This is a genomic window from Robertmurraya sp. (genome assembly GCF_036676585.1).
Taxonomy (GTDB): domain Bacteria; phylum Bacillota; class Bacilli; order Bacillales; family Cytobacillaceae; genus Robertmurraya_A.
In genome coordinates this window covers 148,569-166,487 of the sequence record NZ_JAKFCQ010000055.1, presented here as the reverse complement: position 1 = coordinate 166,487, position 17,919 = coordinate 148,569, and the positions used below count along the sequence as shown (strand labels likewise).

The window sequence follows — 17,919 nt, the reverse complement described above, 5'->3', positions numbered from 1 at the left end:
ATTTCCCCCTTTTATTTAATGAGTAATTTCGTTATGGAAAAATTACTCTTCTCCCCCTGTAACCAGAATCTATTAAACTAAATAATTAGTTAGGAAAAACGATTACCTTCAAGCTTTTACTTCGATTTGCATATGCTTGATACATCGCCTCGTTTATTCGATCTAAAGCATACCGATCCGTAATAATCGCTTCGATTTGACTGCCTAATTCTTCTAATATTTTTATAGCTAACGGATAAGTATTTGTATATCGATACACAGAGTAAAGATCTATTTCCTTCTGCAGCATTAGTGTCACATTCAAAGGAACTTCATCTGCATTGGGAAATCCAATCGTTACTACTGAACCGCCCCGTTTGACCATCTCTACAGTAGATTGCAAGGCTCTTACATTACCAGAAGTTTCAAAGACTAGGTCAGCACCTATTCCTGAGGTTACATGCTTTATCTCTTTTATTGTATCTGTACTCGATATGTCTATGACTTGGGTGGCACCAAGCTTTCGAGCGGTCTCGAGTCTTAATGGCTCCATATCCGTTACAATTATTTCTTTTGCACCATAAGCTTTAGCAGCTACTACTGTCATTAAGCCTACTGGCCCCATTCCTGTAATGACTACAGTTGATCCGGGTTTTAAATTACCTCTGTTAACTGCATGAATGGCTACCGATAGAGGTTCTGCTAATGAAGCATGTTCAAATGAAAGTGAATCTGGAATAGGAAATAGAAAATCTTCAGGATGCTTTAAAAACTGAACAAATGCTCCTTTTACTGGCGGTGTAGATAAAAACTTTACATCCGGGCAGAGATTATACCTACCTTCCTTACACCACGAACAGGACATACAAGCAACACCTGGTTCAACAGCAACACGGTCGCCTATTTTAAATCGAGTAACTTTGTCTCCTGTTGCAACGACAATTCCAGCACACTCATGTCCTTGAATATGAGGATAGGTAACTAGTCGATTTCCAATCCTACCGTGAGCATAGTAATGGACATCCGATCCGCAAATCCCTACTGCCATCACCTTGACTAGCACTTCTCTTCCAGAGACGGAAGGTACCTCCTCTTGATCCACACTCACTTCCAATGGTTTTTGAAGATAAGCTACATTCATTTTTTTAGGTATAGCCAGGTCGAGATTATCTGAAGACTCTACTTTTATGCTAGGCATCCCAATTCTCCTCCTTTATTCCATATTGAATCCTTGGATTAATTCAACTTAATCATGACTAAGTAATACTTTTCCACATTGCTTATGCTCACATAATTGAAAGGCATCTTCCCATTCAGACAGTGGAAGCTTATGAGTAATAATTGGGGTTAGGTTGACCTTCTTCTGTTCTAAGATTTGGATTACACGATCCCACGTTTTCATCGAATGTGCGAGGGATCCGTAAACTTTGATTTGCTTATAAAGAATTAAGTCAAAATCTAAAGTAATCTCCTTACCAGCTATTCCAACTTGGATATGTCTTCCTAGCTTTTTTAGTGCCTTCAAACAACTCTTGATGGATGGACCAGCACCTGCACACTCAACTGTTACATCTACTCCCAAACCCTTGGTTTCTTGCTGAATTATTGTGTCAAGATTCTGTTCATCAATATTGACGACGATATCAGCACCTAGTTCTTTTGCAATCTTCAATCGTAATGAATCGGAGGATGTACCTGCTACAATCACCTTGCACCCTTTAACTGCTAGAAGAGATAAGCAAATCAATCCAATTGGACCTGGGCCAGATAATAAAACGGTATCACCAACGTGAATCGTAGTTAATTCTTCAATGGCTTGCACGGCACATGCGAGTGGTTCAGACATCGCAGCTTCTTCAAGACTCACATGGTCAGGTAGCTTATAAATCATATCTTCCCGAACAACTGCATATTTCGTGAAACTTCCATCGACCCCATGTCCCATACCTCTTCGATTGGAGCAAAACATATAATGGCCAGTTTTACAATAGTGGCAATCCCCACAGGTTAAAGCAGTGGAACCAAGAACAGTAACTCGATCACCTACTTTTACCTTGGTGATGTTGCTACCCACCTCGGAAACAATCCCAGAGAACTCATGGCCCATAATGACAGGAGGGTAGTTTTTAAATGTTTCGTGGTAGATATGTAGATCCGTTCCACAAATTCCGGTGTATTTCACCTCAACCTTAACTTTATCTGCTGGACATGCTGGATCATTGATGTCTACTAAAGAAACATTACCTACTCCTGCTTGCACTTTAACTAATGCTTTCAAAATGATCCGCTCCTTCCTTTTGTTATAGAAAGCGCTTACTCTAATTTTTAAAAAAAATATTATTCTCATGCTGTTATGTATCAATGCTAGAACAACTATGTAAAGCGCTTACTTTTAGAGTCAAAATAAAGTATTTTATTCTATTAGTTTATTAAGCTAACGAAGTCACTCATTTTTAGTTAAGCGCTTTATCAAATTCTCGTTGGTTAAATTGTATTCAATACCTTAAAAAAAATCAACCGTTTTATTAAAAAATTTTGAATATTTTATACTACTATATTGCTATACCATTAGCTTATAGCAAGGGAGCAGTTGAGTTTCTTTCTACAAGCGAAGGCAATAATGTTAAGCGCATTACCTCTTTTTTTTCGCCGTTGATCATGGATATAATTAAATCCAAAACCTCTTTACCCATGTTCTGAATCGGTTGTGCAATGGTAGTTAGTGGTGGTTCCACAATAGTTGCAATAAGTGTATTATCAAACCCCATAATAGAAACGTCGGTAGGAACACTTTTTCCTAGTTCTTTTACAGCCTGGATAGCACCAATCGCCAATAAATCATTGCAAGCAAAAATAGCAGTAGGAACATCATCACCTGTAAGATATTTAAGTGCCATTTTCTTACCTGGCTCCACATGGCTCGGACCATCAATATATTCAAAGTTACTCATAAACTCTATGTTTTTCTCCTCTAACGCCTGCTTAAACCCACGAAGTCTTTCCCTATTACTCCATACATCCCTAGCAATAACAGCTATCTTTTGATGTCCAAGCTTTATTAAATGAGAAGCAGCCAAATATCCACCCATAAAATCGTCTAGGGCAACTGTATTAATTGAGAACATTGGGAAGTCTCTAGCAACAATCGCTACAGGTACCTTTTCCTTCACCATTTCTTCCACTTTTTCTAAGTTTTCAAAACCCGACGCTAAAATAAATCCATCCACATTCTTTCTTTTAAGCAGATTAAGGTACTTGTTTTCTTTCTCTGGCAAATAATCTGTGCTACAGATCACTAAATTATATCCAAACTCATGAGCACGGTCCTCAATGCTTCGTGCAAGCTCAGAAAAAAATGGATTTGCTAAATCAGGAATAAGAAGTCCAATTGTTTTCGTTTGTTTCCCCATTAAAGCAGAAGCCATCATATTGGGTTGATAATCCAACCTCTTCATCACTTCTTCTACTTTTCTTTTTGTTTTTTCTCCTATTCTCCCTGTATTGTTAATTACTTTAGAGACAGTTGCGATTGATACGTTTGCCTCCCTGGCAACATCATATATAGTTACTTTCATCGTTCCACTCCTAAATTTAAATCTGAGATGCACTAATTTATTTAGTTAAGCGCTTACTTAATTTTTATATAAATTAGCAATTATTGCAAGAGATTTTTTTATAAACAAGCAAATTGTTATTTCAAACAACCAAAAAAGAGGAAGTACTTCGACTCCCTCTCTCACATTCTATTCCTTCTTCTCTTTTATCTTCAACGCAGCCAAACTAGCAAAATCATGCACAATGGTTGCTGCTAATAAAGCGGTGATTTGTGTTTGATCATACTGAGGCAGCACTTCTACTACATCAAATCCAATATAGTTGAATCCAGTAAGAGATCGAATCATTTGTAATGTTTCTCTACTACTGAAACCACCTACCTCTAACGTACCTGTCCCTGGGGCACAGGAGGGGTCAACAAAGTCAATATCAAAGGTTAAAAAGACGGGAGTATCACCAATGACTTTTCGCATTTTTGTAAGCACGCTCTCAAATCCCATTTGTTCTAGATCGTGAGTAGTTATGACGTTATACCCTAATTCATAGCTTTCTTGAACGTCGCCAGGATGGTTGAGCGTACCTCTTATCCCGATTTGAAAGACCTTGGACGGATCAACCAAACCTTCCTCATGTGCACGTATAAATGGAGAGCCATGCCAATACTTTTCTTCGTAATACGTATCCCAAGTATCCGTGTGGGAATCAAAGTGAATCAATGCTACGGGTCCATGGACTTTTGCTGCGGCACGTAAACTTGCAAGAGTAATTGAATGATCTCCTCCTAGTCCAATGGGGATGATCCCTTTTTTCATAAGTCCTTTAACTGCTTCTTCCATAAGTTCGTAGCTTTTATGAATATTATGAGGGATGACAGAAACGTCTCCGATATCAATGGCATTTGTTTCATCAAAAGGATACACCTTGTGAATCGGATGGTACGGAAATAAAGTCATAGATGCTTGTCGGATGGCCTGCGGAGCAAAACGCGCTCCTACCCGAAAGGAAGCGGCTGTATCAAAAGGCATGCCAATTATAGCTAGTTTGGCATTCTCTCTTTGTTCTGGTAGTCTCACAAAAGATCCTGTTGTACAAAATTCAGGTTTGACCTCGGGCGATAATGGATATTTCATTTTTTATTTTCCTCCTGTAATTTATTTTGAATGGTTGAGTCATATTCAAAATTAAATCCATTGAAAGAAGTACTGGAATCAAAAAATGTAACATGTTTTTTTATCGCCTCAACTTTCTGTTAAATGTTATGAATGACTGTCATTCATTATTAATCCTAAAAAATAAAATAACACAAAATTATTTTAATAATCTGAATATAAGTGAAAAACAAAAAAAGATCAAGTGATTATCTCCATCTTTTTTCCAATTGGGAAGGGGAGTTGTTATTCCATGTAGGTGCATGTTGTTCTTCTCGCACCCCTTCTATTTCATAAAAAACTTACATCTTAATTAACGTAGTTGGTTGAAGCTCTTCCATTTCATTAAATTCAATATTACTAATCTTTCTAGTAAACATCCTCGTAAGATATATTAGGTACAAAATTCCGAAGGTAAGCCATGTGGCACCAAGAATAATAGAACTTTTTTCAAGGTTTAACCACAAAACAAAAATTGCTCCCGCACCTAGCAATGGCATAATGACATATGAAAACAAGCCCTTTAGTGTTGTGTATTGTTTGTTTTTAAAGGCATAATGTGCAATGACTGATAAATTTACAAATGTAAAAGCAATTAATGCTCCAAAATTAATAAATGAAGCAGCAGTTGCCAGGCTGAAAAAGATCGCAGATAGAGAAGCAATTCCTACTATGATAATGTTTAAAGCTGGAGTCCTAAACTTCGGATGTACATACCCAAAGATTCTCTCCGGTAGGATCTTATCTCTCCCCATAACATATAACAGTCTCGACACGCTTGCATGTGAAGCAATACCTGACGAAAGAGTGCCGGCTATTCCCCCAGCAATAAAGATAATCTGAAATATAGATCCTCCAATCGAGGCAGCAATTTCTGGAGATGAAGCTTCTAGGTCAGTAAAGTCTTGTGGATTAGGAAAAACGAGCTGAATAAAATACGAGGTAACAATAAACATCAATCCACCTAGTAACGCTGTGAGAAAAATGGCCCTTGGAATCGTCTTTTTCGGGTTTGGTGTCTCTTCTGCTAGCATAGCCACCGCATCAAATCCTAAGTAAGAAAAACACATTAACGTTGCTCCTGCAATAAGAAGTGAGGAATCTATCCCTTGTTCAAAAAATGGCTGAATGGAGAATGCTTGTGCTACACCGCCATCACTTAATAAATATTTAATAGCGACTCCGATAAACAATAAAATAATCGTTCCTTGAAGAATAACTAAGAAAGTATTAAAGTTTGCCGTTGAATTTATACTCATTAAGTTAAAAAAGGTCACAACCATAACAAATCCTGCAACCCATATCCACTCAGATACAGCTGGAAATATAGAAGATAAATAGATTTGAAAAATAAGGGCATTGACCATCGGTAAAAATAAATAGTCCATTAGCGCTGCCCATCCAACTAAAAATCCTAAATGTGAATTAATTGACTTTTGAGTGTACGTATAAGCAGATCCAGCCGTTGGATAAACTTGAACCATTTGTTTATAACTAAGTGCCGTTAACAACATCGCAACCAAGGCGAGGATATATGCTGTAGGAACATGACCTGCTGTAGCTTCGGAAGCAATCCCAAAGGTATCGAAAACAACCATTGGTGTCATATACCCAATACCCATTAACACAATATGCGATAGCTTAAGTGACCTTCTTAATACAATTCTTTCAGCCGGCATGTATCTTCCCCCAATCAAAATAAATGTTTATTGAATATTTAGATAATTATAAACATGTAATCATCACTACTAATTAAAAAACTTAGTTACCTCCTTCCTCTTTACTCACTAATGACTGAACGTCATTCATAAAAATACAAATTGAGAAACCTTTTTTTGTTAATATACTCATACTTTTCTATTCTTTCCACTTCTTCGTTAGACTTTCTTACAAACTTCAAACAAACATTAATTGTAATCGCTTTCAATTGAGACTATCTTATTTCATGATGAATGAGATTGCAAGGTATTTTTAAACAAGAATATATTCTATAGAGCAAATAAAAAACGACAAAAATAGTGTTTTTTGTCGTTTTTTATAGAATCATTTCCTCATTTTATTGATAATGACCTCTCTAGGAATCGGAAAAGCTCTTCCTTCGAGTCTTGGAGTTCCATGTCTTGATCTTTAGCTATGTAAAAACGCTCTGCTGCATTTTCAACGAGGTTAATAATCATTTTTGACGTCCACTCTACATGAAAACTACTAATAATTTCTTCATGGGCAATTGCATGCTGCAGAATATCCTCAAACCATTGATAATAAGGCTGATAAATCGTTTCCCACGTTTCTAATGAATATTCTAAAGCAAGACCCGAATAGCAAAGTACAAGAACATCCTTGTACTCATTCGTAATTCTGTACGTTTCGTCAATAAACACCTTTATTTTCTCCCAAAAGGTCGATGTGTCTACTACTCTCTTTTTTATATTGCTGAGTGAATACATGAGTAAGTTTTCAGCAATGGCTGGAATAAGAGCATTTTTGGATCGAAAATAGAGATAAAAAGTACCCTGTGCAACTCCAGCTTTTTTTACAATATCGGAAATTGATGTTTTTTCTAGGCCTTTTTCAGAAATAACTTCAATGGCAGCTTGTAAAATTTTATCATATTTTTCATTGGAGTGACTCATCATTACCACCTCAAAATGAATGAACTCCATTCATTTTACTATATTTTACTAGGAACGAGCAAATAAGGATATCTCCCTTCATTTATAAATCGGATAACCAACGAATTTGAAATCTTTCCCCACTTGTGTTACTGAAGCATCGGAAAGTTCCACTGCATCCTTCATTTTATCTACTCCAGTCCCTTCAAGGAACGATGGAGACAAACTCCCACCGATTAATTTCGGAGCCATATAGAGAACAACTTTGTCTATCAAATGATTTTCAAAGAACGACGCATTAATTCCTCCCCCACCTTCAATTAGTAGAGAAGATACAAGCTTTTCACCTAAGATACTTACCACTTCGTTAGGGTCTACTTGTTTTTTTCCTGATGTGTGAAATAGGGTGATTCCCATGCTTTCTAATGTGTGTTTCTTTTCTCTATCATAGGTGTCACTAGTGAAAATCCATGTTTCTGCCTTCTTATCGGTTACAACCTTTGATTCAAGGGGAAGTTTTAAGGTGGAATCCATTATTACTCGAATAGGATTACGTCCATTAGGGATACGAGCAGTTAATTCCGGATCATCCTTAACCACTGTATTTACTCCGACCAATATAGCTAGATTTTGATTTCTAAGGTGGTGAACGTCCTCTCTAGCCTCTGCAGAAGTAATCCATTTGCTATCGGAGGTGTGTGTGGCTATTTTTCCATCTAGCGTAATACCGGATTTTAATGTGACAAACGGCTTTTTCTGAACAATAAATTTATTAAAGACTTCGTTCATTCGTTGAGATTTTTCCATTCCTACCCCAACAACTACTTCAATACCCGCATCCTTAAGGATTTTGACACCGTTACCTGAAACAACAGGATTTGGGTCGAGGGTAGCAATGACCACCTTCCTAATACCTGCTTCTACAATCGCGACTGCACAAGGACCAGTTCTCCCGTAATGAGAGCAAGGTTCAAGGGTAACATAGATGGTTCCCCCTCTCGCTTGATCACCGGCCATCCGTATGGCGTGAATTTCGGCATGTGGTTCGCCCACTTTTAAATGCGCCCCAATTCCTACTACCCGATTATTATTGACGATTACGGATCCGACTAATGGATTTGGATCTGTCTGTCCTTTCATGGCAATGGCATTATTCAATGCCAAGTCCATATAAAATTCATCGTTAGTCATTTGGACAAGTCCCTTCTTCTTCTAAATGGCCAGAACGTTTGATTTTTGTTTGAAGGTAATTTTCATTGTATTCGGATATATCTCCCCACAATGGTTTTCTATCTGAGACTGTTAACCCTGCATTTTTTAATGCTTCAAGCTTTTTCGGATTATTTGTCATAAGTGTAACTGGTTTTGAGCGAAGTGCCTTTAGTACTTGAATCGCATCTGAATAATTTCTTGAATCATCTACAAAACCGAGACTTTCGTTTGCATCGACTGTATCGTACCCATTTTCCTGGAGAATATAGGCCATTGCTTTACTAAATAAACCAATTCCTCTCCCTTCATGGTTAGCTAAGTAAAATAATGCACCCGTTCCATGGTCAACGATCATTTTCATCGATTGTTTTAATTGGTATCCACAATCACATCTCTTGCTTCCAAAAATATCACCCGTGTGACAAATAGAATGCATTCGAATAATGGCATCTTCCCCATAAGAAAAATCTCCATATGCTAGAACGCTCGATTGTTGTAGTTCTGCTAAATTAACAGAAGATAATTTATTGATAATTCTTTCGAAGTCTTCGGTTACTTCATCACAATTTAACCAACAATACCATTGAAAAACAACTGTTTCACCATAAAGGTTTACAGGTAGTTTGATTGGACCAACTAAATAAATGGCTCCTTTGTCCGTTTTAATTAATTGAATTTTGTCTTCTAAAACAGAAAGAACTTTTGAATCAAATTTTGTCTGCGTCAACTAAGTAACCCCTTTTCATCATTATTGTCACTTCTATTTACTTGTTTCTCTCCTAACGATAGGAGCTATCTTTGTAGCTAAGATCTCGATCCCTTCGGCTACTTTTTCGAACGGTAACCCACCAATATCAATTTGCGCCATAAAGCGCTGATGGCCAAAAAGCTCATACTGACGGAGAATTTTCTCGACGATTTGTTGCGGACTCCCCACAAAAAGAGCTGTATCGGGATCCGTCAATTGGTCAAATTCGTCTCTTGATAATTTTCCAGTTTTGCCTAATTGCTGATTGACATATGACTTGTATACAGAATAATAAGGGTAAAATTCATCTCTTGCTTTTTGGGTGGTACTGGCAAAATACCCATGGCCTGTAACCCCTACTCTTAGTTTATCTGATGAGTGACCTGCCTTACTACCAGCTTGTCGGTATAAATCAACTAATGGCTTAAACTTCATCGAATCTCCACTTAAAATCGCTATAGCCATCCCAACACCAAGCATCCCCGCACGTTCAGCACTTTCTGGTGAACCGCCAACACCAACCCAAATTGGTAGCTTATCTTGAAAAGGTCTTGGAGCAATTTCCGCGTTTGATAATGATGATCGAAATTGACCATTCCAAGTGATCTTCTCTTGTTGATTTAATTGTAAAAATAGATCGATATTTTCTAAAAATAGTTCGTAATATTCATTAATATCAAAACCGAAGAGAGGGAAAGATTCTAAAAAAGCACCTCGTCCAGCAATGATTTCTGCGCGTCCATCAGAAAGTAAATCCAATGTTGCAAAATCCTCAAACAAACGAACAGGGTCCACGGTACTTAGAACAGTTGTTGCACTCGTTAGTTTGATTTTTTTAGTTAGTTGAGCAATTGCTGACAGTACCACTGGGGTAGAAGATATTGCATAATCTAAACGGTGATGCTCTCCAACCCCAAAAACATCAAGCCCCGCTTCATCAGCAAGCTTTGCTGCTTTGAGTATTTCCTTAAGTCTTTGCCCTGGACTAATCACTTTTCCTCTATGAGGATCCGGTACAATATCACCAAGCGTATATAGACCAATTTCTATTCCTGAATTTTTCACATGCATTACCTAATTCTCCTCATTAATTACCACTTAGTTACTTTATGTAAGCAACTATAATATCACAACAAGCTAGTGTCAAGTAAGAAATAACCGCTATATTAAATGAAATGATTATCCTTAAAAATATTATTCCAAAAATAGAGTTTTTGTCTCCTAAAACAGAAACTATGGTCATAAAAGTTCAACTAAAAAAAGCTATTCGAAAAATCGAATAGCTCTCTTACTATAAATTAGTATACATCACGTTGGTATCGGCCTTGCTTTTTCAAATCATTTAAATAGCTTTCAGCATCTTCACGTGAGATCGAACCTTCTGTTTCAATAATAGTGATCAGTGCTTCATGCACATCTTTTGCCATATAGGTCTTATCTCCACAAACGTAGAAATATCCACCTTTTTCTAGCCACTCATAAATTTCCTTACTATTTTCAAGCATTTTGTGTTGTACATACACCTTTTGCTCTGTATCACGAGAGAACGCAGTCTCTAATTTTGTTAAAGAACCTTCCTTTACATAGCCCTCTAACTCTTCTTTGTATAAGAAATCTGTTGCCGCGTGCTGGTCTCCAAAGAATAACCAAGATCTACCTTCTGCTTTAGCCACTGCACGTTCTTGAATGAATGAACGGAACGGAGCAATTCCTGTTCCTGGTCCAACCATAATAATATCTACTTCGCCAGATTCAGGTAGATTAAAGTGCTTGTTTTGTTGAATAAATACAGGAATTGTATCGCCTTCTTCAAGACGTTCTGCACATTGTACTGAACATACTCCCTTACGATCACGACCATGAGCTGTATATCGTACAGCACCAATTGTTAAATGTACTTGCCCAGGATTAGCGACAAAACTGCTTGCGATAGAATAAAGACGTGGTGGTAATTTTCTTAATAAAGTTACAATTTCTTGAGCTGTCCCGTTCCACGGTCCAAAGTCGTGTAACAAATCAAGTAAGTCACGCCCATCCACATATTCCTTGAGTTCAGCAATATTTTCAGCTGCTACTAGCCTTTTTAGCTGTTCGTTCTCAGTTAGTACCGCAGCTTGTTGTAAAATCTTCTTTGTTAATAACGTAATTTCAAAGTGAGTGGATAAAGCTTCTTCCAGTGGTAGTGTTGTACCCGCTTTATCAATGATTACAGGCGTTTCTGCATCCCACTTCATTTCTTCAAGAATAGAAGCAACTAAATCAGGATCATTTTGTGGAAAAATCCCAAGGCAATCTCCCGGTACGTATGAAAGACCAGAAGTTTCTAACGACAACTCTATATGTCTTGTTTCTTTATTAGAATCAGGGCCATTTAAATTAATATTTTTAAGGACCTTTGCTTGAAAGGGATTTGTTCTAGAATAAGCCATAGTCTCTTCCTTTTTTTGTTCTGAAATATTTTCTGCAGTTCGTTGCATGTTCGCCACCTCACAAATTTGTATAACAATACTATTATAACATTTTTTAATTTTTCAGAAACTTATTTTTTATTGATTCATAATTCCATATGTATTGTAATATTTACTCTATACAGATTACAAGTATGAAAGTACTAAAAAGAACCTCTCTATATGAAAGGCTCTCTTAGTTTTTACTTCAAATAAGCTCTTTTAATTTTCGTGTCAGTTCATTAAATCTACGATCAAGTTCTTTATATGCTAGATCTTTAGGGGTCATAAAGCTTAGTTTACCTAGAACTTCTTGTCTCTCGGTTTCAAGCTTTAGCCGCAATTCGTCTAGATTACTTGGTTTTTGTGATACGTCACTAAGTTGCTTTTGGATCGTCATGTTATTAATAACCAGTTTTGTATTCGTCGTCTTATCCAAAAAATATCGGTCATGAGAAACAATTATTAACGTACCATTATACTCTGCTAAAGTCCTTTCCAGCTGCTCTCGGGAAGGTAAGTCGAGATGATTGGTTGGTTCATCCAATATGAGCACATCTTTTTCTTCTAAGATATATCCCATCAGTTTACACTTTACCCGTTCTCCCATACTCATATTTTGAAGAGGTTCTTTCCATTGAGAAGCTGTAAAACCTAAATGCTTCATGAGATTTTGAACTTTTCCTCTTGCATCAAAGGTTTCTTTGTAAAAAAGATCCTCTGGTGTTTTTTCTAATGGTAAATCAAACACTTCTTGCGTCAAATAACCAATTGTTGCTGTTGGTGAAATCCATACATCTCCTTCTGACGGTTCTTGACCAAGTATGATTTTTAACAATGTTGTTTTACCACTTCCATTCGGACCAATTATGGAGATCTTCTCCCCGTGGAGAAGTGTAAAATTGCCGTTGTTAAATAGCACTCGATCTTCAAAATTCTTTGACAAGTCCTTCACTTCTAAAAACCGTTTCCCAACCTTGTTATTATTTTCAATTGTAAAACGAACATCATACTCTGGTTCCACCCGCTCGAATTTCGCTTTTTCTAACTCTTTTTCAAGACGCTTTCGTTTGGACTTTACTTGGGAATCCATGCGTTTTGCTTTTACACGATAAAATTCTTTAAATCCTTCCTTTTTCGTGGACTGTGAATGTGCTTTCTGTGACCAAGAAGTGAGCTCATTCATTTGAGCTTCAATGCGTTCGACCATTTTTTGTTGTTTCTCATATTCTCGCTGCTGCGATAGTCTTTTCTGTTCACGAGCTAACATATAACTAGAATAATTACCTTTCTGTTCAAAAACTTTAGTCCCTTCAATAGACCAAATTTTTGTAGCTATTTTATCTAAAAAATACCGATCATGTGAAACAAGAATAATCGAACCTTTATAATTTCTTATTTGCTCAATCAAAAGTTGTGTGCCTTGTTCATCTAAATGATTGGTTGGTTCATCCAATAACAAGAGGTCAGATTCTTTTGAAAAGCCATGTGCTAATCGAAGCTTTAGCCTTTCTCCTCCACTTAGATTGGAAAAATCAGTGTGTGTTGGCACCATCCATTTTTTATTAAAAACGTGTGACTCTTCCTCCCCAGAAAAGACTTCCGTTTCTTGTTCGACTAAAGTCATTTTTACATTTCTTTCTACCCACTGAATACTTCCTTTAGTGGGAGTTAAATGATTGTATATAACATGTAGTAAGGTTGATTTCCCAGCTCCATTTTTTCCAATAATCCCTATGATATCTCCTTCATGAACATGAACATTTACATCTTTAAAAAGGGTCACGTCATTTATTTCATAGCTAACATCTTTACATTTAAAAAGTTCTCTCATGATTTCATCCCCTCGGTTTACAGGGAGAATAAAAAAATCCTCCCAGTTGAATTGGAAGGATTAGTCGTTTCATACCATAATCAAATAAAGCTTTTCCGTAAAAAGCTAAGAACCGTATAGATAATGGGCAGACTAATCCTATTTTTGTGATTTGAAATATGAAATTTCAATCGTTTTAAAATAAGATTAGTTCTTCATCGTTCACCCATCATCCCTTTCTATTTGGTAGCATTAGTATAACACAGCTTCCTCTATATGGTAAATAATTGTTCTGGACTTACTCCGTATAATGACGGTTTCCTTCTCCATCCATTTCCCAGTGAGAGAACCAGTTTTCCCATAGTTCCCACACTTCTGACACAATGAAGTTATGGGCTCTATCTTTTGTCTGAGTATATTTGTACATCGGTGTTTCATTGTTATCGTACCAAGTATAAGTGGTATATCTATCCTTTGTGGTAACAATAGAATCACTCAGCTCACCAAGTTCGTTTCTATCCAGCCAGTATTGCACAGTAGTATTTGTTTGTCCTGGAATCTTGTGGTCCCAACTCCAAATATCATATTCACCAAAGAGCAGATAAAACGGTACTTTATCATTTTTCCCTTCAATAGGTCTTAAAAGCGGACCCGAAGTTGAACCAAAAGCAGCAAAGTATTCGGGCATGACGGCACTCGCATAGTTCGTGAACATAGAGCCAAGAGATTGACCAGTTAAATACCTCTTCCCAGGATCAATGTTGTAATCTTTGTCAATTTGCTTAACTACTTCCTCAAGGAAGACAAAATCATCTTGTTTATTGGATGCGTAGTTAACGTTCCATGTTACTTCAGTCGATGAATTGTATTGTTCACTAGGCATAACAAGCATAAATCCGTGTTTGTCTGCTACTTCCCACCAATGGCTGGCGTCAAAGAATACTCGTGCAGTTTGAGTGTTTCCTGCAAGTACGAACACTACCGGAATGTTCTCCTCAGGTGCAGAATCCGGGACATAAACTAAATACTCGCGAGTATATCCATCCAAACTCATTTCCTTGATTTCAACACCCATTTTTTCGTAATCAGGTCTTACACCTAGTACATTGCCGTTAACGGTTGTGTTGTCATAGCGCGTATAATAAGAAAGGAAATCATAAACTTTCTTGGTGAAACCCGTCTTATATACTCCGTTTCCGCCTTGATCCAGAACTGCCACTTTGGAACGTACATCGCTGTAAGAAGTGACAATACTATTAGAATCTTCTTTTTGTATATAGACGGTACTTCCCATCAATCCCTCTGTTGATCCTTTCTCTCCCGATGCAACTGTGTCATTAGCACCCTTCCAATATTCGACTAAGTTTTCTACAGAACTTGGGTGATCATTTACAAACCAAGTAGGAACAGGAACCTCAGAGTAAGAAATCTCTTTATTTTCAGCAAAAGTCTTTTCTCCTGTTTCCCGAATAAATTCTGAATCAAGATCTTCTGTTTCTACAAAAACGGAGCTAATGACAAAGAGCGGATTTTGCATCGCCCAAGCTTGAAGTGCTGTTCCTCCGTCTCCATATCCGGCTAAATAAAAGACACCAAAAGTATTGTAATACTTAGTATCTTTTAACACCTTTACTGCTTCATTAATATAGGCAAGTTCTTCTTCCGCACTTCCCCAACCATTCACACCAGGCTCTAGTATGAACAATCCTTCTGATTTCTTATCCGCAATATCCAGCCATCCGCTTTTGTGAAGGAACTCTTCTGTTGTCATATCATCTGGAGCAGCTATGACCGTAAAGTAATCTCGGACAGTCGTTTCTGGCGCTACATAGATTTTTACCGTACGCGTCTCATCACCGACAGTAACATTCCGAGTAAAATACCCGTTTAATGGCAACTTGTTACCTAATGTAATATCAATAGCTGGTTTTTCCATTCCATCTAAGGAGGTTGCTTCTAGTTTAAAAGTATTCTTACTATCTATTGATGCAGCTGAAACTGGCATGACAATGCTTAGTATCAATAATGAAATCACCATTAAGAACATGATTTTTTTACCATTCATTATATTTCACTCCTAACATATGAGTCTCGTAGGAACCAGTACCATTCTAGTACTATATGGTTCCTACGAAGACATTTAATATTTTTCTACCGTGAAGGTATAGGTACTTGTTGTTACTTTGTCAGGTGCTACTATTTCAATTTTAATAACGGAGCCATTCGAAACCGCCACCTTATTGGCTGAACGATAATCAACTTTTTTGCCGTTAACTCTAATTGACTTTACTTTAGTTGACATGGTTGTAGGAATTACGGTTATTTCATCATTATTCTCAGGCACTTTAACTGTATAGTCATAAGACCAAGGATCAAATTTATTTGGTAATGAATTGCTAACAGTAATAGTTTCACCAGCCCATGAGAATGGTTGAGAATCCGGAGCGAACTGTACTGTTTTACCAACCAGTTCTCCACCTTCAAACTCAATATTTGAAAGGACAGAATACTTCAAATAACCAGAATCTCCGTTATAGTTGATTGGATCCGAGGTTAAATATTCTGTATCGTCACCCATAATCCCCGCAAGCTTCAACGAAATCCAATTTGTTCCATCTTTCCACATATCCCCTATAGTTGTTGTACGACTATTTGGCGCATCATTATTTCCACGTAAGGTCGGAGATGTACCCGCTTCCCCCTTATCAACTACTTGTTGTAAAGCAGCCTCAAACAATCTTAAATTGTTGTCACCAAGTGGTGTCTCATCGTGACCAGTAAATAATGTGGTAACCTTTCCACCATCTTTCTGGTAATTAGAATATGTTTGTTGAGCAAGTGAAAGTAGAAGATCAACTCTTACACCTGACACGTTTACATTATCTGCTGAACCGGCTCGGGTACAACCATAGATATCAGACGCAAACAACAGACCATTCTTTTTGTCTTGCAGCATGATTAGACTATTGCTATGACCCGGTAAGGCATATACATCTAAGATACTTCCACCAATATCGATTACATCACCCTCGTCAATGTTCTTAATTTTTGCTTGGTCCTCTGGATTAGTAACCAATTGTCTAGATATATCTGCCCAGCCACGCTCATTAATATAAACCTCATGATCTTTTAAGAAGTTAGGGATTTGCATAATATGGTCGACATGAGTATGGGAAACGATCATGGAGTAAGGCTTTGTGGCTATGTTTTTATCAATATACTCTTTCAGGTTTTTCACATTAAACTGGGTTTGTAGTGCATCGAACATGATTCCACTCTCTTGTCCTTCAATATAGTAAGCCATAGCACGGACAGACTCAGAATCATTATATAGTTGATATACAGCAGGACTTGTGGCTGTTCCCTCCTGGATAATAACATGTTGGAAATCATCGATGGCAGGTCGATAAAGTTTCCAGGTGAAAGTCTGGACTGGACTTGTGATCATTCCGTCCTTAACCGCAATGGCCTTGTATACGACCGTTCGTTCAGGTAACTGACTATTACTCAACATTTCATTTATATGACCTTTAGATTCCACTGAATAAATTTGACTAGATGTGGTTGGAGTTGAACCGTCTGTAGTGTAGTAGATAGTAGCGCCAGGTGTAGGAGTATAGAGTTTAATGTATCGTCTTGGAGCAACAGCGTTTTGTTTAGGTAGCGCTTGGACAGGTGTTACCATTGTACTGATTATTTTGTTAAAAATCTGATTTACCTCAGATCTCTTAATAGGCTCATTTGGCTTAAATAGCTTTGCTGTCTTTCCAGTCATATATCCTAAATCTACTAAGGCATTTACGCTTCCTCTAGCCTCTGAACTTATCATTTCATAGTCTGTAAAAGGTGCAGGCTGATCTGACTCTGCGATCTTAAATGCATCTACAAGTATCACAGCTGCATCTTCACGTGAGATTTCGCTTTCAGGATTGAAATTGCCCGAAGCATCTGCGCTTATAATTCCTTCCTCATAAGCAGCCTCTATCTGTTTCCCAAATGGATCTGTCGTTTTTACGTCATTGAACTGTTTAAGTGGCGCTTTCCAAATATCATTGTAATCACTAGGGTGTGGCCACGCGAAATAGTTAGAAATCTTTCCGATAAACTCTGCTTTTGTAATGTTGTCTCCAATCTCAACAGATGCAAAGGGAGAGCTTGGTACTAACATGACGACCATAATCAAGGCTAAGAAAATCTTAAATTGTTTCCTAAGTTTAGACATCATCTTCCTCCTCATGTTTACCTTTTAAGTACCTTACTGAATCGCTCCTATTACTTCCTAACACCACCCTTGTAACGTTAGCAATGGTGTAAATAGGATAGTTAAGTATGGGAAGCTTTGCAGTTTCCTTTTTTTGTATGCGCTTTCAAAATTATCTACATTTAACATCACCTCCTATCAATT

Annotated in this window: 13 protein-coding genes; all 13 read right to left on the bottom strand. The window is 37.4% G+C overall.

Annotated elements, in window-relative coordinates; translation table 11 throughout:
* Positions 1-85: 85 nt before the first annotated feature.
* The 13 genes from ACGLXV_RS07400 to ACGLXV_RS07340 all read right to left on the bottom strand — a co-directional run bounded on the left by ACGLXV_RS07400 (position 86) and on the right by ACGLXV_RS07340 (position 17,739).
* Positions 86-1,177 (bottom strand): NAD(P)-dependent alcohol dehydrogenase, encoded by a 1,092-nt coding sequence (locus ACGLXV_RS07400; protein WP_391558112.1) that lies wholly within the window; start codon positions 1,175-1,177, stop codon positions 86-88.
* 48 nt (positions 1,178-1,225) lie between these two features.
* Positions 1,226-2,257: a zinc-dependent alcohol dehydrogenase gene (locus ACGLXV_RS07395; RefSeq protein WP_391558111.1), complete on the bottom strand. Its 1,032-nt coding sequence runs from the start codon at positions 2,255-2,257 to the stop codon at positions 1,226-1,228.
* A 295-nt stretch (positions 2,258-2,552) separates the two neighbouring features.
* On the bottom strand, positions 2,553-3,554 hold the full coding sequence (locus tag ACGLXV_RS07390; RefSeq protein ID WP_119708595.1) for a LacI family DNA-binding transcriptional regulator: 1,002 nt from the start codon (positions 3,552-3,554) through the stop codon (positions 2,553-2,555).
* A gap of 168 nt (positions 3,555-3,722) precedes the next feature.
* Entirely contained in the window at positions 3,723-4,664 is a 942-nt protein-coding gene (gene speB, locus ACGLXV_RS07385; protein WP_391558110.1) for an agmatinase, read from the bottom strand.
* A 320-nt stretch (positions 4,665-4,984) separates the two neighbouring features.
* A complete protein-coding gene (locus tag ACGLXV_RS07380; RefSeq protein WP_391558109.1) occupies positions 4,985-6,361 on the bottom strand; it encodes an APC family permease in 1,377 nt (458 codons plus the stop codon).
* Positions 6,362-6,733: 372 nt separating this feature from the next.
* Positions 6,734-7,318: a TetR/AcrR family transcriptional regulator gene (locus ACGLXV_RS07375; protein ID WP_391558108.1), complete on the bottom strand. Its 585-nt coding sequence runs from the start codon at positions 7,316-7,318 to the stop codon at positions 6,734-6,736.
* A gap of 75 nt (positions 7,319-7,393) precedes the next feature.
* Positions 7,394-8,485, bottom strand: coding sequence for a bifunctional diaminohydroxyphosphoribosylaminopyrimidine deaminase/5-amino-6-(5-phosphoribosylamino)uracil reductase RibD (gene ribD, locus ACGLXV_RS07370; protein WP_391558107.1), 1,092 nt, complete (start codon positions 8,483-8,485; stop codon positions 7,394-7,396).
* Positions 8,478-9,233 carry a GTP cyclohydrolase II gene (locus ACGLXV_RS07365; RefSeq protein WP_391558106.1) on the bottom strand — a complete coding sequence of 252 codons (756 nt, stop codon included), beginning with the start codon at positions 9,231-9,233 and terminating at the stop codon, positions 8,478-8,480. The genes ribD and ACGLXV_RS07365 overlap by 8 nt, the downstream gene beginning before the upstream one ends.
* A gap of 33 nt (positions 9,234-9,266) precedes the next feature.
* The gene (locus ACGLXV_RS07360) at positions 9,267-10,325 is read right to left on the bottom strand and encodes an LLM class flavin-dependent oxidoreductase (protein WP_391558105.1); all 1,059 of its coding nucleotides are present in this window, start codon (positions 10,323-10,325) and stop codon (positions 9,267-9,269) included.
* A 227-nt stretch (positions 10,326-10,552) separates the two neighbouring features.
* A complete protein-coding gene (locus ACGLXV_RS07355; RefSeq protein ID WP_391558104.1) occupies positions 10,553-11,731 on the bottom strand; it encodes a sulfite reductase subunit alpha in 1,179 nt (392 codons plus the stop codon).
* A gap of 178 nt (positions 11,732-11,909) precedes the next feature.
* Positions 11,910-13,535 (bottom strand): ribosomal protection-like ABC-F family protein, encoded by a 1,626-nt coding sequence (gene abc-f / locus ACGLXV_RS07350; protein ID WP_391558103.1) that lies wholly within the window; start codon positions 13,533-13,535, stop codon positions 11,910-11,912.
* 277 nt (positions 13,536-13,812) lie between these two features.
* Complete coding sequence (locus ACGLXV_RS07345) at positions 13,813-15,579, bottom strand: CE1 family esterase (RefSeq protein WP_391558102.1); 1,767 nt, start codon at positions 15,577-15,579, stop codon at positions 13,813-13,815.
* A 75-nt stretch (positions 15,580-15,654) separates the two neighbouring features.
* Positions 15,655-17,739 (bottom strand): S-layer homology domain-containing protein, encoded by a 2,085-nt coding sequence (locus ACGLXV_RS07340; RefSeq protein ID WP_391558101.1) that lies wholly within the window; start codon positions 17,737-17,739, stop codon positions 15,655-15,657.
* Between the last annotated feature and the right edge of the window lie 180 nt (positions 17,740-17,919).